Annotated in this window: 12 protein-coding genes and 2 pseudogenes; 8 read left to right on the top strand and 6 right to left on the bottom strand. The window is 44.4% G+C overall.

Features of this window, described 5'->3' with window-relative positions; genetic code table 11:
* Nucleotides 1-56: 56 nt before the first annotated feature.
* The 5 genes from AC2VE5_RS11365 to AC2VE5_RS11345 all read left to right on the top strand — a co-directional run bounded on the left by AC2VE5_RS11365 (nt 57) and on the right by AC2VE5_RS11345 (nt 7,756).
* Nucleotides 57-1,040: an ABC transporter ATP-binding protein gene (locus AC2VE5_RS11365; protein ID WP_486887855.1), complete on the top strand. Its 984-nt coding sequence runs from the start codon at nt 57-59 to the stop codon at nt 1,038-1,040.
* Entirely contained in the window at nt 1,037-1,828 is a 792-nt protein-coding gene (locus AC2VE5_RS11360; protein WP_486887854.1) for an ABC transporter permease, read from the top strand. The genes AC2VE5_RS11365 and AC2VE5_RS11360 overlap by 4 nt, the downstream gene beginning before the upstream one ends.
* Before the next feature lie 348 nt (nt 1,829-2,176).
* Nucleotides 2,177-2,419, top strand: a complete 243-nt coding sequence (locus AC2VE5_RS11355) for a ChaB family protein (protein ID WP_486887853.1) — start codon at nt 2,177-2,179, stop codon at nt 2,417-2,419.
* Between the two features lie 467 nt (nt 2,420-2,886).
* The gene (glf, locus tag AC2VE5_RS11350; protein WP_486887852.1) at nt 2,887-5,295 is read left to right on the top strand and encodes a UDP-galactopyranose mutase; all 2,409 of its coding nucleotides are present in this window, start codon (nt 2,887-2,889) and stop codon (nt 5,293-5,295) included.
* A 268-nt stretch (nt 5,296-5,563) separates the two neighbouring features.
* The gene (locus AC2VE5_RS11345; RefSeq protein ID WP_486887851.1) at nt 5,564-7,756 is read left to right on the top strand and encodes a family 1 glycosylhydrolase; all 2,193 of its coding nucleotides are present in this window, start codon (nt 5,564-5,566) and stop codon (nt 7,754-7,756) included.
* Nucleotides 7,757-7,846: 90 nt separating this feature from the next.
* On the opposite strand, the gene AC2VE5_RS11340 is transcribed toward AC2VE5_RS11345, so the two are convergent.
* Nucleotides 7,847-8,326 carry an Hsp20/alpha crystallin family protein gene (locus AC2VE5_RS11340; protein ID WP_486887850.1) on the bottom strand — a complete coding sequence of 160 codons (480 nt, stop codon included), beginning with the start codon at nt 8,324-8,326 and terminating at the stop codon, nt 7,847-7,849.
* A gap of 624 nt (nt 8,327-8,950) precedes the next feature.
* Between AC2VE5_RS11340 and AC2VE5_RS11335 the strand changes: the two genes are divergently transcribed.
* Together AC2VE5_RS11335 and AC2VE5_RS11330 are read left to right on the top strand one after the other, a co-directional pair.
* A complete protein-coding gene (locus tag AC2VE5_RS11335) occupies nt 8,951-9,757 on the top strand; it encodes a phytanoyl-CoA dioxygenase family protein (RefSeq protein ID WP_486887849.1) in 807 nt (268 codons plus the stop codon).
* Nucleotides 9,757-10,740: a glycoside hydrolase family 43 protein gene (locus tag AC2VE5_RS11330; protein ID WP_486887887.1), complete on the top strand. Its 984-nt coding sequence runs from the start codon at nt 9,757-9,759 to the stop codon at nt 10,738-10,740. The genes AC2VE5_RS11335 and AC2VE5_RS11330 overlap by 1 nt, the downstream gene beginning before the upstream one ends.
* Nucleotides 10,741-10,806: 66 nt before the next feature.
* Here the strand turns inward: AC2VE5_RS11330 and galK are convergent, their stop codons facing one another.
* The 5 genes and pseudogenes from galK to AC2VE5_RS11305 form a co-directional block, all read right to left on the bottom strand.
* Entirely contained in the window at nt 10,807-11,871 is a 1,065-nt protein-coding gene (galK, locus tag AC2VE5_RS11325; protein WP_486887848.1) for a galactokinase, read from the bottom strand.
* A gap of 4 nt (nt 11,872-11,875) precedes the next feature.
* A complete protein-coding gene (locus AC2VE5_RS11320) occupies nt 11,876-12,961 on the bottom strand; it encodes a M24 family metallopeptidase (RefSeq protein WP_486887847.1) in 1,086 nt (361 codons plus the stop codon).
* Nucleotides 12,958-14,052: a galactose-1-phosphate uridylyltransferase gene (gene galT, locus AC2VE5_RS11315; RefSeq protein WP_486887886.1), complete on the bottom strand. Its 1,095-nt coding sequence runs from the start codon at nt 14,050-14,052 to the stop codon at nt 12,958-12,960. Before galT ends, AC2VE5_RS11320 begins: the two co-directional genes overlap by 4 nt.
* Complete coding sequence (locus tag AC2VE5_RS11310; protein ID WP_486887846.1) at nt 13,985-15,901, bottom strand: glycoside hydrolase family 2 protein; 1,917 nt, start codon at nt 15,899-15,901, stop codon at nt 13,985-13,987. Before AC2VE5_RS11310 ends, galT begins: the two co-directional genes overlap by 68 nt.
* A 114-nt stretch (nt 15,902-16,015) precedes the next feature.
* Nucleotides 16,016-18,853 (bottom strand): annotated as a pseudogene (locus tag AC2VE5_RS11305) (helicase-related protein); the annotation flags it as partial.
* Nucleotides 18,854-18,888: 35 nt separating this feature from the next.
* On the opposite strand from AC2VE5_RS11305, the pseudogene AC2VE5_RS11300 reads away from it, so the two are divergent.
* A pseudogene (locus AC2VE5_RS11300) lies at nt 18,889-19,113 on the top strand (helix-turn-helix domain-containing protein); the annotation flags it as partial.

Below are 19,113 nucleotides of genomic sequence, written 5' to 3'. Positions count from 1 at the left end.
GCAAATAGAGACTGCAAATAAAGTGCGATCGCATATTTATAAAACTAACTATCATTATGCCAATTATCGAGGCTGAAAACCTCAGCAAAGTCTACCCCGTCGCCGTCAAAGAACCCGGACTGCAAGGAACAATTAACCACTTTTTTCACCGCACCTACCGTGCTGTAGACGCTGTAAAACAAGTTTCTTTTCAAATTGAGCCGGGGGAAGTAGTGGGCTTCTTGGGGGCAAATGGAGCCGGGAAAACCACTACATTAAAGATGCTCACCGGGCTAATTCATCCCTCATCTGGCAAAGTAAAAGTTGCTGGATTCACCCCCTTTGGGCGCAAATCAGCCTTTTTGCAGAAAATCACCCTAGTTATGGGGCAAAAACAGCAGTTAATCTGGGATTTACCCGCCCTAGACTCCTTAAAAATCAATGCTGCTATTTATGGCATTTCTGACCAAGAGTACCGAATGCGAGTCGGAGAACTTACAGAAATGCTATCTCTGCAAGACAAGCTCAAGCAACCCGTGCGCAAACTATCCTTGGGCGAACGCATGAAAGCCGAATTTCTCGCCGCCTTATTGCACCGCCCCCAAGTATTATTTTTAGACGAACCTACATTAGGGCTAGATGTAAATGCTCAAGTAGGAGTACGGGATTTTTTGCGCGAATACAATACCAAATATGGGGCGACAATCCTGTTAACCAGCCACTATATGGCAGATATTACCGCTTTGTGCGATCGCGTCTTAGTTATCCACCAAGGACAATTGGTATACGACGGCGGCTTAAATAAACTAATTGACAACTTTGCTCCTTGTCGAGAAGTAAAAGTCGAACTTGCTCATCCGTTACCGGAAGCCAAACTATTACTCTACGGTGAAATCAAAGCGTTAGAGGGGCAATCTGTCAGATTTCTAGTAGAGCGCGATCTCCTAACTCGTACCGTAGCCAAGATGTTATCCGAATTGGAAGTAGTAGACTTAACCGTAACCGAACCTCCAGTTGAAGAAATAATCGGGCGAGTTTTCAACGCCGGAGGCGTGTCATGAAGGCAGTTTTAAAAAAAGCAAAAGTGTTATCAGTGGTTTACTACGCCTATATGATGGAATATCGCGCCGAGCTATTTTTGTGGGCATTGTCTGGTAGTTTGCCGTTAATTTTGATGGGCGTGTGGTATCAAGCTGCCCAAGGCGGGCAATTTGGGCTAAGTCCTGTAGATTTTACTCGTTACTTTCTGGCAGTGTTTCTCATTAGGCAATTTACGACAGTTTGGGTAATTTGGGAATTTGAAAAAGAAGTAATTGAAGGAAGACTTTCACCCCGCTTATTGCAACCGCTAGATCCAGTCTGGCATCATGTCGCGGGACATTTTTCCGAAAGATTTGCCCGCTTACCTTTTGCCTTAGTCCTAATCGCACTATTTTTCGTTATCTATCCTCAAGCATTCTGGATTCCTAGCTTAGGTAATATTTTGCTATTTGCTGTAGCGGCAATCTTTGCTTTTGCGTTGCGTTTTATAATTCAGTATACCTTTGCTTTATTTGCGTTTTGGACTGAACGGGCGAGTGCGATTGAAAGCTTGTGGTTTTTGCTGTACTTATTCCTTTCTGGGCTAATTGCGCCCTTAGAGATGTTTCCCGAAGGCGTACGCGAAGTATTACTATGGACACCATTTCCTTACTTAGTCCATTTTCCCGCCGCGCTATTAATCGGATTAAAAGATGTAAATGCAATCCAAGGATTTTTAGTCATGCTTGGTTGGGGGGGATTCTTTTTCGTCTGGAATCGCTGGCTGTGGCGTAAAGGACTCAAGCAATATTCAGGAATGGGAGCGTAACATCATTTGAACATGAAAGATATTCAAAATTTAGAGCTACCTGAATTACCGTCAACGGTCAAAGCTTAGTAAATTGTGCTACATATTCTTGTAAAAAGGTTTGTATAGGAATATGTATTACGAGATAATTCCTTGGGAATAAGCTTAAAGAACTTTACTGGTATGGTAATTAAATAAGAAGCTAATACTATTTATTTTTGATTATTGTATCGCCAACTACAACTATTTTTAATCGAAAGTAATCCTTAAGACTCATCAGTTAATAGTTTATTCTAATAATCTAGAAAGAGGAAATTTTGGGAATAATTTTTTAAATTGATTCTTAGTCTAGATTGTAGGATTAAATTTATGTCTCAAAGTCAATCGCCTGAATTACCTTTAGAAATCAAACAACTTCCCGAACACGCTCAACAAATTTTTCTTGCTGCATTTGGTAGCGCTAAAGAAGATGGGATGAGTGAAGAAGCAGCCCTCAGCGTAGGCTGGAATAGTCTTAAAGACAGCTACGAACAAACTAACAGTGGCGAATGGAAGTTAAAACAAGAAGATACTAATATTCACAATAAATCTGTTCAATCTGGTGGCAACTAATCTTTTTTACTCGATTTGAACTGGTTTGAGAATTTTTAGCTTATCAGGAGAGTTATCTTGTTTAGATAGCTCTCTTTCTATCCATAACTTAAATACAATACTAGCTTAACGCAGATAATTATCAAACTATGTATTTAAAATTATCAAATGACTTTACCTAGTAACTATTATATTTTTAACAACTTGTCTCTCTAGTGGAAGATGTATCTCTAGAGAATAATTATTATAATGCTTAGCACAATCAAGATTTGGCAATAGCTAAATGCTAAAAAAGCTTACAAGTAGCTCTCAGTATCGTGTTTGCATACTATAGCTTTAAATTCTTTCACCTAATTAATAGGTAAGCTTTTGCTGAATTTCCATCAATATACTAGAAATTTGCTCATAAAGTCATCAAGATTTTATCGACAAAACTTTAGTCCAAATTCGTCAAAATTAAATCGATAAATAACTGGTTGAGATAAAATATGCCGCGAGAGAAAGCAAAGATAGACAATAATGGTGGTAACAAAGTTAGCACGACAAAAATGCGAGAGAATCGTTTAGCTACTCTCTCTGAATCATCGCAAATATCTGCATCTCAGCAAAAAAATCAAGCAACAAAGACCTTTACAACTGCGCCAGATTTAGTTTGCTTATCTCATTTGCGGTGGAATTTTGTTTTCCAAAGACCTCAACATCTACTTAGCCGTTGCGCCCAAGGAAGACGGGTATTTTTTATCGAAGAACCGATACTAAGCAACGATCCCGTAGGCAGGCTTGATATCAGTTCTCACGAGAGCGGAGTGCTGGTAATAGTGCCACATTTGAACGAAGCTTTGAGCAGTGAAGAAGTCACCGCCGCCCAAAAGTTATTGATTGATGGATTATTTGCCCAGTACCAAATCGAGCAGTATATCTGCTGGTACTACACGCCGATGGCTTTGTCGTTTACCGAGCATTTGCAACCATTGGCGATTGTGTACGATTGCATGGATGAATTATCTGCATTCAAAGGCGCATCGCCTACCCTTAAGAACAACGAAGCCCAGTTGTTTCACCGTGCAGACTTAGTATTTACAGGAGGGCAGAGTCTTTATGAAGCCAAACGAGATCGCCATCCTAACGTTTATTCATTTCCTAGTAGTGTAGATGTACCCCACTTTGCACAAGCAAGAAACATCACTCAAGAACCAGCAGATCAAGCAAACATTCCGCATCCGCGCTTAGGATTTTATGGCGTGATCGACGAGCGCATGGATCTCGAACTATTAGCTGGAATTGCCGCCGCTAGACCAGATTGGCACTTGGTCATGATTGGACCAGTAGTGAAAATTGACAGTGCAATGCTACCCCAAGGCGAAAATATTCATTACTTAGGTAGTAAAGACTATCAAGAGTTACCAAATTATTTAGCTGGGTGGGATGTGGCAATGCTGCCATTTGCCCGCAACGAGTCAACCCGTTTTATTAGTCCAACAAAAACTCCTGAATATTTAGCCGCAGGTAAGCCTGTAGTATCTACCTCAATTCGCGATGTTGTCCGTCCCTATGGGCAAGAAAACTTAGTAGAGATTGCCGACAGCGTGAGCGAGTTTGTTGCTGCTGCCCAAAATGTAATGCAAGAAGACTTAGCAGGATCAGGGTGGCGATCGCGCGTTGATACTTTCTTAGAACAGATTTCTTGGGATCGCAGTTGGGCATCAATGGTGAAACTGATTGATTCGGCTTTAGCAACGCGCGGACAAGATAATACGCAATCGCCAACAATTGAGCCGCCCAGCATTGTTACTAGAGAATATTTATTTGATTATTTGATAGTAGGAGCAGGTTTTTCTGGCAGCGTCCTGGCAGAAAGGTTAGCAACGCAGTTGGGGAAAAAAGTGCTGATTGTTGATAAGCGATCGCACATCGGCGGCAATGCTTACGACCATTACGACAATGCAGGCATTCTCGTTCACAAATATGGTCCCCATATCTTCCATACCAACAGCCGTGAAGTCTTTGAATACTTATCGCAATTTACCGAATGGCGCAATTATCAGCATCGCGTTTTAGCTAGTGTAGACGGTCAACTCGTACCCATTCCGATCAATCTCGACACAATTAATAAGCTGTACGGGTTATCGCTCAATTCATTCCAAGTCGAAGAATTTTTTGCATCGGTAGCTGAACCCAAAGAACAAATCGTAACTTCCGAGGATGTTGTCGTTAGCAAAGTAGGTAGGGAACTATACGAAAAGTTCTTTCGCAACTATACGCGCAAGCAATGGGGACTAGATCCATCTGAATTAGATAGATCGGTAACTGCGCGCGTTCCTACTCGCACCAACCGCGATGATCGCTATTTTACCGATACCTACCAAGCAATGCCTTTGCATGGTTATACGCGGATGTTCGAGAATATGCTGTCGCACCCGAATATCAAAATTATGCTCAATACCGATTATCGGGAGATTGAGAAGGCGATTCCTTGTCGGGAGACGATTTATTCGGGACCAGTTGATGAGTTTTTTGATTTTCGCTACGGCAAGTTGCCCTATCGTTCGCTGGAGTTCAAGCACGAAACACACAATACTGCCGTGCATCAATCAGCGCCAGTAATTAACTATCCCAACGAACAACTTTATACTCGCGTCACCGAGTTTAAATACTTAACAGGGCAAGAACACAACAAAACTAGCATTGTTTACGAGTTTCCCCGCGAGGAAGGAGATCCTTACTATCCCGTACCGCGCTCTGAAAATGCGGAAATTTACAAAAAATACAAGGCTTTAGCTGATGCTACTGCTAACGTGCATTTCGTCGGCAGGCTGGCGACTTACAAGTATTACAACATGGATCAAGTTGTCGCTCAAGCTTTAACGGTTTACAAGCAAGTTAGTAGCAAAAAATAGGGGAAGGGTTAAAGGAAAATTCAATCTCTGATAATAGACCTGTTGTGGAGTGCGATCTTTTGCCCCCCTAACCCACGCCAGATGCTTCAATCCGGGAAACCCGACGGGCGTAATGGCTCCCCAATTCTGGGGGGAACCGGATCTGAAGTCCCCCAAAGTTGGGGGATTTAGGGGGCGAGGAAGTGAATTCGTGCCAGAGTTCTAATTGTTAATCTTCCCTTAACTGACTTTGGCAAAAAGGCTAATATGCGCTTGTAAGAGGATGTAGATGAGTTCGCAATTGCTGAATACTCCGCCTTTGGAAATTTGGGCTGGTTTAGAGTGTACGGTTAATCGAGTAGGTGATGAATATGGCGACCAGTTAGAGCGAAACGGTCATGCTACGCGCTTAGAAGACCTAGAATTATTTGCCGAACTGGGGATAAGTGCTATACGTTACCCTGTACTGTGGGAGCGGACTGCACCCCATAGCTTAGAGGAACCTAATTGGTCGTGGGCAGACGTTCGGCTGAAGAAGTTGCAAGAACTTGGTATTTGCCCGATTGTCGGTTTAGTCCATCACGGTAGCGGTCCTAGATATACTAGCTTGGTCGATCTGGCGTTCCCAGAAAAATTGGCTGTGTTTGCGCGGATGGTTGCACAGCGCTATCCTTGGATAAGTCACTACACGCCCGTCAACGAACCCTTGACTACAGCTAGATTTAGCGGGTTGTACGGACACTGGTATCCTCATGGCAGAGATGACTTAACTTTTGCTCGTGCGTTGCTAAATCAATGCCGCGCGATCGCTCTATCTATGCAAGCAATCAGGGAAGTCAACCCCAACGCCCAACTCGTGCAAACTGACGATTTGGGGCAGATTTTTAGTACGCCGTTATTGGCATATCAAGCAGAACTAGAAAACGAACGCCGTTGGTTGAGCTTTGATTTGCTGTGCGGACGTTTAAATCGTGATCGCTCAACATGGGATTACTTGCGTTCGGCTGGGATTACAGAAGACGAACTAAATTGGTTTTTGGACAATCCTTGTCCGCCCGATATTATGGGGATTAACCATTATCTGACAAGCGATCGCTTTTTAGACGAGCGTTTAGAGCGCTACCCAAAATCGGCTCATGGCGGCAACGGACAGCACGCATACGCAGATATAGAAGCTGTTAGAGTTTGCGCTGAAGGTACTACGGGAGTAGGTAAATTGCTACAATCCGCGTGGCAGCGCTATAGTTTGCCCTTGGCTGTAACTGAGGTACATCTTGGCTGCACTCGCGAAGAACAATTGCGATGGCTGTATGAAGTTTGGCATTCAGCAAACGAGCAAAAACATAAAGGAGTAGATGTCCGCGCTATTACTGCTTGGTCGCTTTTAGGTGCATACGACTGGGATAGCTTGCTCACTCGCTTTGATGGTTACTACGAACCAGGTGTATTTGATTTGCGATCGCCTCACCCACGCCCTACGGCACTAGCGCGGGCGATCGCAAATTTAGCCCAAGGCATCGCCCCAAACCATCCATTACTAGATAGACCTGGCTGGTGGCATCGGCAAGAGCGGTTATTGTATCCGCCTGTAAGTTGCACGTTAGAGCCAGCAACAGACAAAAATATTCGCCCCTCCCTAATACGACCACTTGCTATAGTAGGAGCCACAGGAACGCTAGGACAAGCTTTTGCCAGGTTGTGCGAACTGCGAGGTATTTTCTATAGGTTGCTATCGCGTCAACGAATAGATATTACTAATCCTGCATCTGTAGAGGCGGCACTAAGCGAGCTTGATCCTTGGGCAGTGGTCAACGCTGCTGGATATGTCCGAGTAGATGATGCCGAACGCGAAGTTGATGCTTGCTTGCTTGCAAACGCTGAGGGTGCAGCAATCCTTGCTGCTGCTTGTGCCAAGCGTGAAATTCCCTTGCTAACATTTTCTTCAGACTTAGTATTTGATGGCAGTTTATCTACTCCTTATACCGAAAGCGATCCTGTTGCCCCTTTAAATGTGTATGGGCGCAGTAAAGTAATCGCCGAGGAGAAAGTTCTAGCTGCCAATCCTTCGTCGCTAGTAGTCCGCACCAGTGCATTTTTTAGCCCTTGGGATGAATACAACTTTGTTACCATCGCATTACGTGAATTAGCGGCTGGGCATACCTTTATTGCCGCAGATGATGCGATCGTTTCGCCTACCTACGTTCCCGATTTAGTTAACGCTAGCTTGGATCTATTTATTGACGGCGAGTGTGGCTTATGGCATTTAGCAAACCAAGGCGCGATCGCTTGGGCAGATTTAGCAAAATTAGCTGCAAAACAAGCTGGTGTAGATGGCAGTAAAATAATTGCTCGTCCCACGCAAGAGCTTGGATTTATGGCTCAACGCCCCACTTATAGCGTTCTTGGTAGTAATCGAGGCTTATTGCTGCCTTCGCTTGATAATGCGATCGCGCGTTACCTTCAGGAAAAAGCGCTTGAGTAGGTTCTGCTAACGCTCTGAAAAGGCACTTTCGAGCGAAAAAGGGGTAAAGGGTAAAAATTTCCCTTTACCCCTTACCCCATAACCAACTAATTAATTGTTAGCCATCTGGGTTTGATTTTCGTTTTGTGAGGGTTGTCCTTGGGAAATTTGCCCTTGCTGGTTTTGCTCTTGTAAACTAACAGTTACAACTCGATTTTTTTCTTCCTCAGCTTTGGGGAGTGTCAAACACAACACTCCGTTCTTAAACTCCGCTTGAACTTTGTCATTTTGAATTCGAGCAGGCAAAGGAATAACTCGTGCAAAGCTACCGTAGCGAAACTCAGAGCGACGCATACCTTTGTCTTCGTGTTTAATTTCTGTTTTCCGTTCTCCTTGAATTGCTACTGCTTCTGCTGAAACTTTCACATCAAGATCGTTCGCTTCAACCCCTGGAACTTCGACTTTTAACTTCACCTCATTAGGAGTTTCATGAATTTCCGTAGCAGGCATCATACTCATGCTATCAATGCGATCGCCATCGTTTCCAAGTCCACCGTTATAAGTCGTCATTTGGTCAAACAGTCGATTCATTTGTCACTGCATACTTTCAATTTCTCGGAATGGTTCCCAATGAATTAATGCCATAATTTTTCTCCAATTCAAAACAAATTTAGGTTAGTATCCCAGGCTTAGACATAAGTGCAAGCACTACTCAACTTCACGTCCCTCGGCGAAATTGGCTTTTCTTTACTTATGCAATCGGCTTTAATACTAGCTATCCGCTATCTTGGTCAAAGACTATCTAAAGTTGAGTTTAGTTTTAAACTTATCTGTGTTTCTCGATACAAGTTTGCAAATAAATAGCATTGAGCAAGCAAAGAAATTATACTGAGCGCGATCGCCTCAATACTTCACTTCTATTTGGCAGCAACTAACACTTGTCCTGTGTAACCTAATTCGCTGTATTGTCTAAAGACATCAATATCAAAGTTAATAAACCCTAGTTCGCATCTTAAGGCGTTAGTGCGCTGAAAAGGGAAAGAACTTGAGGGCGCGGTAGCTACTAAAGGAAATTGAAATTTTTAAACAGTTGACCCTGCCAGTGCTATTTTGTATCTAAATTTGGGGAAAATAGAAATAGTACATTAGGCTACATTTTGCCTTTTAGTAGGGCAAAATGTAGCCCCAGGATTCCAAATTGGAGCAGGCAGCAAGATGGTTCATAGTCTAGGTACTGCAACCTTTACAGAAGTTGATTTAGATGGGTTTGCAGAGGAGCTAAATCGAGACGGAATTTGTGTGATTCGCGGACTATTTGAGCGAAAACTGATTGAAGAGTGGGCAGTTGCTTTTGATGCTTTATTTCAAGAGCGGTTGCAGCGACCAGGTGGAGTAGCTCCTAGAGGAACTGCTCGCGGCTATGTCACATTGCCTTGGGTAGCACCCTTTGCCAATCCGGCAGTGTTTGCCAACCCAACTATTTTGGGCGTACTCAATCGCGTATTTTATCAAGAATACAAGCTGGTTCAGCTAGGGGCAGACATCCCCATGCAGGGATCTGAGTATCAGGAAATCCATCGTGATTTCCGTCCACTATTTTGCGATCGCATTGTTACGCCGCTCTATGCACTAGCAGTTAATTTTCCCCTAGTTGAAGTGACTGCCGAAAATAGCCCGTTTGAGATGGCGCGAGGAACTCACGTAATGCCGCGTGAGGAGGGATTGGTCAAGCTTCGCGCTGGGGAAATTGCCATGGAGCAATTTTTAATGCAGCCGGGAGATGTGATGGTGCGATCGCCCCTAGCACTGCATCGAGGTACCCCTAACCTCACACCGCAGCCACGCCCGATGATTGTGATGGGTTACGTCATGCACTGGCTCCACACCCACAAGGTAGATTTAACTCTTAAGCAGGATTACTATAATGGCTTATCGCCCCACCTTCAGCAGTTGCTTCGGTGTCAAACCGTGGAGCAGTTGCCTAAGGAGGCGATAGAAACCTACATAAACTTCCAGTATTGATGTCAACACAGACTTATACTAATCCGGTTTATCCAGATTACTTTGCCGATCCATTTGTTTGGCAGCATCAGGGTATCTATTACGCAATCGGGACAGGTTCTGCAGAAGCCGCAGGGCAGGTAGATGAGAACCACGGGCAGCGAGTCTTTCCCCTGCTAAAGTCGGGTGATTTATTCAACTGGCAGTTTGCCGGAAACGCTCTGCTGCGTCCCGATCGCGCACTGGGAGATAACTTTTGGGCCCCGGAAATTGCTTACCACGATGGTACTTTCTACCTTTACTATTCCGTTGGGCATGAAGATAAAAATCATCAGCTACGGGTTGCTATTAGTCCTGAACCTTTAGGTCCGTATCAGGATGTAGGTGAGCCATTAGTCGATCCCGAAACTTGTCCGTTTGCGATCGATCCTAGCCCTTTCCAGGACGATGACGGGCAGTGGTATCTTTTCTACGCCCAGGATTTTCTAGATACAGAAGATGGCGTTCGGGCAGGAACGGCACTGGTGGTCGATCGTCTGCTGACGATGACGAAATTAGCGAGAGAAACTAGAGTTGTTTTACGTGCCAGGCATGATTGGCAAAGGTTTTTAGCCAATCGTCCGATGTATGGTGCTGTCTACGATTGGCATACCTTAGAAGGACCCTGTATTCGCAAACACGAAAACCGATACTACTGCTTTTACAGTGGTGGGCGTTGGGAAACGGAGAGTTACGGGGTTGATTATGGAGTTGCTAAGCAGGTGATGGGTCCCTACTCCGATGCTGGGAATGAATCGGGACCGCGAGTGCTGCGATCAATTTCTGGCTACGTATTAGGTCCTGGTCATAATTCGATGGCAGTGAGCCTTGATGGTCAGGACTATATGATCTATCATGCCTGGGATAAAGAAATGACAGCACGCCGGATGTTCATCGATCGGTTGATCTGGACAGAAGTTGGCCCTCGCTGTCAGGGTCCGACCTGGACACCACAACAAATCTAAGGGCAGCGAGAAGTAATAAAACAAAAAACCAGAATAAGGCACTATACCATGTACGTACAACCTATTCTATTTGGCAGCAACTAACACTTGTCCTTTGTAACCTAATTGGCTATATTGTCTAAGAACATCAGTTGCGATCGCACTTTTACCCTCTTTTATCAAAGCAACGCAAGCACCGCCAAAACCGCCACCAGTTAAACGAGCGCCAAATACTCCCGCAGTTTTTTGTAATATATCTACTAAGGCATCTACTTCAGGAACAGAGACTTCATAATCGTCGCGTTGACTAGCGTGAGAAGCATTCATCAGTTCGCCAAAGTGTGTAACAGAGACTCCCGTCACCGCTTCTAACACGCGGTTATTTTCACTAATTACATGACGAGCGCGGCGACAAAGTGGTTCTGGTAACGAATCTGCAACTTGGAGATCGGTAATATCTCTAAGTGCTTTTACTCCCAATAGCCGCGCCGCTTCTTCGCATTCAGCCCGACGTTGATTGTAGCCGCTACCTGCTGCTAGTTCGTGATGCACGCCACTATCTATAACTAAAATTTCCCCTCCTGCGGGCAATTGGAGTGTGCGCCGTTCGAGGGTGCGAGTATCGAGAAATAGCATCGAATGAGTATCAGCAAGACTAGATGCCATTTGATCCATAACGCCGCAATTTAAGCCTGCATACTGAATTTCGGCTTGTTGTCCGATTTGGGCAATTTCCACGTCATCAAGCGGGAGATTAAGCAAACTGCGCAATCCTTTTAGCGTTGCAACTTCCAAGGCCGCGCTACTAGATAAGCCTACACCGATTGGTACGGTAGACGTAACGTACAGGTTTACAGGCGGGATGTTGTAACCTTCTTTTGCTAAAAGTTGGATGCAGCCAAATATATAACTAGCAAATCCTTCAGGAGTGCGACTTCTATTAGCAACGCTCACCATTTCCTCTAATTCTTGGGAATAAAAGTGGTGCTGGGTATCAGGGCTAAAACCTAGCTCTACTTTTGTGCGTTGGGGAATAGCAATAGGTAATACAAACCCATCATTATAATCAGTATGTTCGCCCAGCAAATTTACTCGCCCTGGTGCAGTAGCTTGGGATTCTGGCTTTGTCCCAAATATTTGTTGAAAATCCATAATCTTAAGTAATTTCTAAAGGAACAGGGCGCATTCTCCCTGCTATTTCTACACTAGGAAAATTTGGATCGAAAGTGAGATTTTCTAATTTGCCATCTTCTAACAGCACAAAAGTATCCTCAATCTTTGCTCCAGGTAAACTTGGATTCCAAGCTACAGCCATGTTTGCTGTCAAAGTATCGGTAGTAGAGGGATTAGCAACAATTTCTCTAGCTAAATAGCCGCAAGTTCCGCCTTGGTGGTGTTCGCGGATAGCTTGCAAATACCCATGCTGTTCGTAAGCCTGTTTCAATTCTTGGTAAACTGCGTTGAGCGGTACGCCAGGTTTGCATAAGTTCAAGGCTTGGGCTTCAATTTCCCTTATATGCTGATGCAACTGGGAATATTCATTTTTCCCTCCAAAACACACAAACCTTGTAAGATTCGCATACAAGCCGTAACCTCTAGCACAAAATACCATCATCGCTACTTGAGAAATCGCCTCATTACTAGGAGTAGCATGGCGATATAACGGTAAACGCCTCTCTCCTGCTACCAATGTTAAAGCTGGATGCAACCCCCTCGCCCACAAGGCTTCAGCACCTGCCCCGGCTAGTTGGTATTCTGTCCATGTAGGTTTGGCGCTAGATAACACCTCTGTCATCGCTGCGCTGGCTTTACTTCCTACTTGACGATAGCGTTCTAGTTCGCCCTGCATCAACACTCGTTTATAGGTTACAAGTGAGCCAGGTAGAGCAGTTTCCGCAGCAGTTGGGCGATCGCTACATACCTTCCCTCCATTAGTAGCCTCGCGTAAAAACTTTTCCCGCACAGCACCATCCGCCCAAGGATTGACGTGCAGTTGAAAGTTTGCAGGCAATTCCTCATCCTGCAAGCGTTGCGCTTCAATTTCATCTGTCAATACCCAAGCATCTTGGGCAGTAACTAATACTTCTGCTACTCCCGTTTCTGCTGTCAGCAGTACAGTATTAGAAGCACCAGCAGTTACCCAAGCAAACCAATCAGTGCCTTTAAGACGGACACCGACAACCTCGGCGGTAACTAAGACTTGACGAATTAACTCTAACTTGGCAGCAACTTCAGCATTCATACTTTTACTGGCGTTTCAATATTGACAACTACCGCTTGTAGTTCCTTTGCCTTTTCCTCTGGTAGCGTGTCATTAGCAAACATTCCGGCTGCGAGTTCAGTTCCCGCTAGATACTTGAGCCGATCTTTTGTCCTTAGCGGCGGGTAAAACTCGGCGTGTAACTGAAATTCGGGATGCGGTTGACCATCAATAGGCGCTTGAAACCATGCCATCAAATAAGGAAAAGGGCGATTCCACAAGCCGTCATACTTGAGAGTTACAGTTTTGAGCGCTTTGGCAAGCGCGAAACGTTGCTCTACACTTAGATCGTTCAATGTGGCAACGGGGGCAATAGGCGCAATCCAGACTTCGTAAGGGTAGCGGGCGCATACAGGCACAAAAGCGATCGCATATTCATCCAGATAAATAACCCGCTCGTTTGCAGCTATCTCTTTTTGAATCAAATCTGGCAGCAAAGAACTTTGATGCTGTTGGTAATACGCCAACTGACACTCCAGCATCCGTGCTGGAACTGGCGGCACAAAAGGATAAGAGTATATCTGCCCGTGAGGATGGTGTAAAGTTACCCCTACCTCTACACCGCGATTTTCAAAGGGTAAAACATACTGAATTTGTGGCGGCGCTTTAAAAGTGCGATCGCCCCACACTTGCAGTAGCAAATCTAGTCTATCTAGTTCCAACAAGCTAAGAGCAGTTTGGGGGTCTTGAGTAAATACCACTACTTCACAAGTCCCGTTAGCTGGGAGCGTCTCGACAATAGATGCTGGCGGATCGTGAGATTCTATCGTCAGGGACGGAAAACGATTATCAAATACAGCTATGTCATAGCGCCCTTGGGGAAGTTCGGTAGGAAATTGTGAATCTGTAGTAGGTGCTAGAGGATTATACTGGGGCGGAGGCATAAAAGTCCGCCCCTGACGGTGACTAGCATAAGCTACCCATTCGCCGCGTAAAGGATGCCAGCGCAAATGCGGGTTTGCAGCGACTTTTTCGTTACTAGGACTAGGGGCAATAATGCCTTCATCAATGGGGGAGCGACTGTATAGAGTCAGCTTGCGCCCATCCGGTTTTAACAGTTCCTGGAAATACATCATCCTCCTTCTCTTCTCCTCTAGTTGCCTCTGCGATCGCCTCTATGGGAAACTTGGGCGTGCGATCGATATACAATAAGCCATTAGCTTCCTGGAAAGTATCGGTAAGCTGGGTATAGCAAAAGCCGCTAAACATCTCTATTTTGTTTACCGCCCTTAGCAGTGCCTCATACCTTATTTGTAGCTCGGAGATATTGTTGGAGCGCACGTATCCCCAAGTTTTATCAACTTCAATATTGTCTAGAGGTGGGGTGTAGGCTATGCCGCCAAATTCCGTTAGCATTACAGGCTGTCCGTGATGGGGATAGCCATCAAGAGTTAGAACGCGCCCTCCTGGACGCTGGCGATCAAATAAATCTGCTAACTTTACATTCTGCCCGTAGCGTTTAAATAACCTCTGCGGTTTGTTGTCGTAGTCGTGGATGGCAATAATATCCGTATCGGTACTTTCCCAACCATCATTACCAATTACTAGCCGCGTTGAATCTAAGGTTTTAGTCAAGTGATACAGCGCTAAAACATAGTTGCGATGCGCCGCAGTTTCAACTAAATTAGGCACTCCCCAAGATTCATTAAAGGGAACCCACACGACAATGCACGGATGGCTGGCATCGCGCTTAATTACCTCCGTCCACTCGCGGGTAATCCGTTCTACGGCTGTAGGCGTGAAGCGATAAGCGCTAGGCATTTCTTCCCAAACTAACAATCCTAATACATCTGCCCAATATAAAAAGCGGGGATCTTCAATCTTTTGGTGCTTGCGGACACCATTAAAGCCCATACTTTTGACTAACTCTACATCGTGCCGTAACGCCTCATCTGAGGGTGCAGTTATTAAGGTATCGCTCCAGTAACCTTGGTCTAGCACTAGGCGTAAATAATAAGGTCGCCCGTTGAGCATAAAGCGATCGCGCTGTATCCCCACTGTCCGCATTGCAGTGTAGGAGCGCACTTCATCTAGCAGATTATTATTTTTATCCCATAGTTGAATATAGGCATCAATCAGTGTCGGCTTCTCCGGCGACCACAGCAATTCGTTGCGGTAGTCGTCAATACCTGGGTCAGAAAGGGCAATGCGGCGGTGCAATTCTCCGTTAAACACCTCGTAGCGATCGCTTACTAGCAATTGGTCGCCAACGCTCAGTTTGATATTGACTTGAATTTCATCATGCTGCTGTCCAGCGATAAAAGCTTCAAAGCCAATTTCCCACCGCTCAAATTGGGGAGTCCAACAGAGGCGATCGAGATACGTTTTCCCCACGCGCTCTAGCCATACAGTCTGCCAAATCCCGCTAGTGCGCGGATACCAAATACTATGGGGTTGCAACTGCCAATCTTGTTTACCGCGTGGTTTGGCTAAGTCTTGCGGGTCGTCTTGCGCCCAAACTGTAACGCGCTGTACGCCGTTTTCGTTTAAAACAGAAGTAATATCAACAGTAAAAGGCGTATATCCGCCTTCATGCAGTGCCATAAACTGACCGTTTACCCACACGCGGGCGCAATAATCTACCGCCCCAAAGTGAAGCAGTACCCGATTTTCATCTTTAAACAGTTCAAATTCGCGATCGTACCAACAATTGGGATGAAAACCTGTATCGCCAATTCCGCTCCTAATTGATTCCGGCGCAAATGGCACTTCAATACAGTGACTCCACTCAGGAATATCTAGAGGTGAAGTATATTGTCCCTCATCGTCATAGGCAAACTTCCACAAACCATTAAGACTAAGCCAGTTGGCACGTTGCAGTTGCGGACGTGGATAAGCTGAATCTAGTTGCGGAATAATAGCCTTAGTTTCACACTGACGAGTTACCCCACCACAGACATTTTCTGGTCTTGACGAGTTCATTAATATTTTTACCCTTCGCAAGAACTCTTACTTTTCTATATTGTCTCTTTTTCTTCAAATATTGAAAAATTAATTTTATATCAAAGAGCGATTTTTCTTTAGGAGATAGGCAACTTAGACTTTGAGCAATAAAGCCGCCAGAGAAACTTTTAAACTGGCAGGTTTAATACCATCACTGACAATCAAGTTGAGCTTGTCTGTATCTTCTACTAACTGAGTGACAAAAACCATATCATCTAATTGAGCTTTGTCTCCATCGGTATACTCGCGCAAAAGCTTTTGTACTTGTCTAAGTGCTTTCCAAGCATTTAGTTTTTTAAAAGCACCCTTAACCGTTTCTCGATTTACTCCTGGTGGAAAGCTATTGAAGTTACTAACGCGGCGATTGATTTTGCTAATGCGATCGCTTGTAATTGTAATATTCTCTAGCGTTTCTGGTTGTTCTACTTCAGTGACTCGTTGTTGTTTGAGCGCAACTAGCTGGTTGTAAAGGTTTTGAGACTTCGCTAGTAGGTGTTTAGTAGAAAATATATTGCCTACCACAGGTGTTTTAAACGCAGTTGCGATCGCTATGCCATAACCATCTTTTTCCCCAGTGCGATCGTTCCAGTAAAGCGTCTGTCTGCGATCGCTAATTGGTTCGCCATTTGGTCCAAAATAATCAATTGTCAGCGCTAATAAGCCGTTTGGTTCGTCAAGTTCTCCTGTATAGCGACCTAAACTAATTGGACACGCTTGATAATCTTCCCCTAATTGCTCAACTAACTTGCCTAGTTCTTCACTATGTAATATTTCATGATGAGTATAGAGATCGCGGCTAGTTTCTTGCTTTTGATAAGTTTCTTCTTGTAAATTACCCTGTTCCATGCGCCGCACTTTAACTAAGCTGCCGAGAAAATCTATATATCCTGGTAATACTTCATCCTCAAATAGAGTATCGCCGTAAACTGAAGGTCCTAACTTTTCTACACTAGAAATACTAGGGATTGCGCCGTTATTGCTTTCTAGTTCTCCTACTAATTTTTTATGCAGATTGGTTAAACGGCTGGCTTGGCGCAGCAGTTGGCTTTCGCTATTGGCATAGTAGATGTAAATATTCTCTACTTTGTGCTGTTTGGGGCGATCTATTCTACCAATGCGCTGCTCTAAAACCATTGGATTCCAAGGCAAATCGATATTAATTAAGTAATCGGCATCTTGGAGATTTTGCCCCACAGATAGGGTTTCTGAGCCAATAAGAACGACAAGTTCTTCTACTTTTTTTGGACGTTCATCTATAGTTTTACAAGTAGCAGCAGGAGCAAACAACCGAAATATTTGCTCCCGTTTCATGTTCCTATAATTGCGATCGCCTTGTAAGGCATTAATCGGACTAACTTTAACAGGCTGATTCGATCCGTGTTGGTAGTAGCTTTTAGCTGCACCGATAACCATGCCAATTCCTTGAGATGCGATCGCATTATTGCGCTTCATATAACTGTAGTAGTCAATTACTGTATCGCTGAAGGTAGAAATCAGTAGCACTTTATGACCTTGACTAACCAATTCCTGAACTTTGCGAGTAACTTGCTCTCTTTTATGATCGATTGCAAATTCTCCTGCTAACAGGTTTTGAATTTGGACTAGCTGAAGTAAGTCTCCCTCACAATCGTTTAGCATCTGATGATAAATAGCTTGAGCATTGTCTGGTTGCGATCGCAAAGCATCTGTAACTAAATCGATAGAGCGGCGCAAGGAGGAACGTTTTTGCTGTTCTTCCTCAATTTCTTCTTCATCTTCCTCCTCGTCTTCATCCCACGCCTCAGAATCGCTAAAGTCAAAAAATTCGCTTTGTGTCTTCTCCGACTCAAAACCATAATGCAGCAGTAAAAATTCTTTTAAACCATCAGCCGTTGGTTCAACGTTATTTAAACGCTGTTGCATTTGACGAATGCGATCGCCAAAATTATAAATTGTCCGCCGCAAAGCATACATACTCGATTCTGCCCGTTGCAAGAAAAAGCAGCGTTGATTTTGCAATAAACTGCGCTGTTCGACATTACCTCTCAAATAACGAATTGGATCGGCAAAAGGAATAAATAGGCTGCTTTCAAAAGATGTAAATATTTGGTCTAGCGCCTGTTCTGTACTGGTTTCAAACTTGACAGGCAACCATTCTGCTATGCGTCTGGCGTACATATTCAAGCCTGGCGTAGCATCGCGCAACATTTGGCGGGTACGTTGCAAAAATAGTTCGCGGTATGTGCTGCGGAATAGTTCGGTGTTGTCGGTGAAGTTCTCAACTCCAATTTCCCGCCTTTGAAACCACTCTTGTACTTCTGCTGGAAATCCTAGCTCTTTGAAACCTTCAAGGCGGCTAATAAAAGGAGAAAGGATGTTGTAAATATCTTTGCGGCTATTATTCCAAGGTGTGGCGGTAAGGAGGAGAAAATGGCGTTGTCTACCGGAAGCGCGATCGCTTTGCTGCAATTCTACGCAAGTTTTGTGAATGCGGTTATTGTTGTTACGGATGCCTTCGTGAGCTTCATCAATAATTACTAAGTCAGGACCGCCGTAGCGATTGAAGTTTTCACCGAAGCTACTACCTTTACGACTCATCAAGTTTTTGTTATATAGTTCGTAGTCGTTGGGCTTAAAGCCAAGTTCGGCAAATTCTCTTTCCCAGTTGGGAAACAGTTTTTTGGCGGCAATAATAGCAATTTTAGCTTGACCGTTTTGTTCGCGGTACAACCTGGCAACCGCCGCCGCTAACCGAGTTTTCCCCAAACCTACAGCATCAGCACACACAACTACGCCAAAGTCTTGCATTACTCTTAGACAGTGTTGCGCCCCAGATTTTTGATGTTCAAATAGGGTATCTTGATTAACCAGTTGGTCGAGTAAGTCGCTGCGTTCGAGGCGAAATTGATGGGATTTTTGCCCTGCTAATACTAAGTTGTGGTCAGAGGTAGTAGAGTATTAAATAGAGAGAACTTTGGCAAAGATAAATGTACAGGAGTCAAGTAACGCAAGCCTGTCCTCATCTAGACCTAGAGACAGTCAAGCAGAAAGTAAAGTTAGCGTCATCCCATTGGGAAAAACAAAAATGGCTGGTGATATACAATGCACTAGCAGACCCTAGAACTTCCTCAGAGATTGCAAAACATCTAGGAGTATCCCAAGGGTTTGTCAGAAAAGTAATTCAGCAATATAATCGCACCGGAGAAATCGGA

This window comes from Aliterella sp. E5.1 (assembly GCF_057473825.1).
Note: the sequence above shows the minus strand (reverse complement) of the source record. Positions and strands in the feature narration are given on the sequence as shown.

What these genes read in the sequence shown, in the direction of transcription:
- galT (WP_486887886.1), bottom strand. Translation starts at nt 14,052, where the DNA reads ATGTATTTCCAGGAACTGTTAAAACCGGATGGGCGCAAGCTGACTCTA.
- AC2VE5_RS11320 (WP_486887847.1), bottom strand. Translation starts at nt 12,961, where the DNA reads ATGAATGCTGAAGTTGCTGCCAAGTTAGAGTTAATTCGTCAAGTCTTA.
- AC2VE5_RS11330 (WP_486887887.1), top strand. Translation starts at nt 9,757, where the DNA reads ATGTCAACACAGACTTATACTAATCCGGTTTATCCAGATTACTTTGCC.
- glf (WP_486887852.1), top strand. Translation starts at nt 2,887, where the DNA reads ATGCCGCGAGAGAAAGCAAAGATAGACAATAATGGTGGTAACAAAGTT.
- AC2VE5_RS11355 (WP_486887853.1), top strand. Translation starts at nt 2,177, where the DNA reads ATGTCTCAAAGTCAATCGCCTGAATTACCTTTAGAAATCAAACAACTT.
- AC2VE5_RS11340 (WP_486887850.1), bottom strand. Translation starts at nt 8,326, where the DNA reads ATGAATCGACTGTTTGACCAAATGACGACTTATAACGGTGGACTTGGA.
- AC2VE5_RS11360 (WP_486887854.1), top strand. Translation starts at nt 1,037, where the DNA reads ATGAAGGCAGTTTTAAAAAAAGCAAAAGTGTTATCAGTGGTTTACTAC.
- AC2VE5_RS11345 (WP_486887851.1), top strand. Translation starts at nt 5,564, where the DNA reads ATGAGTTCGCAATTGCTGAATACTCCGCCTTTGGAAATTTGGGCTGGT.
- AC2VE5_RS11310 (WP_486887846.1), bottom strand. Translation starts at nt 15,901, where the DNA reads ATGAACTCGTCAAGACCAGAAAATGTCTGTGGTGGGGTAACTCGTCAG.
- AC2VE5_RS11365 (WP_486887855.1), top strand. Translation starts at nt 57, where the DNA reads ATGCCAATTATCGAGGCTGAAAACCTCAGCAAAGTCTACCCCGTCGCC.
- galK (WP_486887848.1), bottom strand. Translation starts at nt 11,871, where the DNA reads ATGGATTTTCAACAAATATTTGGGACAAAGCCAGAATCCCAAGCTACT.
- AC2VE5_RS11335 (WP_486887849.1), top strand. Translation starts at nt 8,951, where the DNA reads ATGGTTCATAGTCTAGGTACTGCAACCTTTACAGAAGTTGATTTAGAT.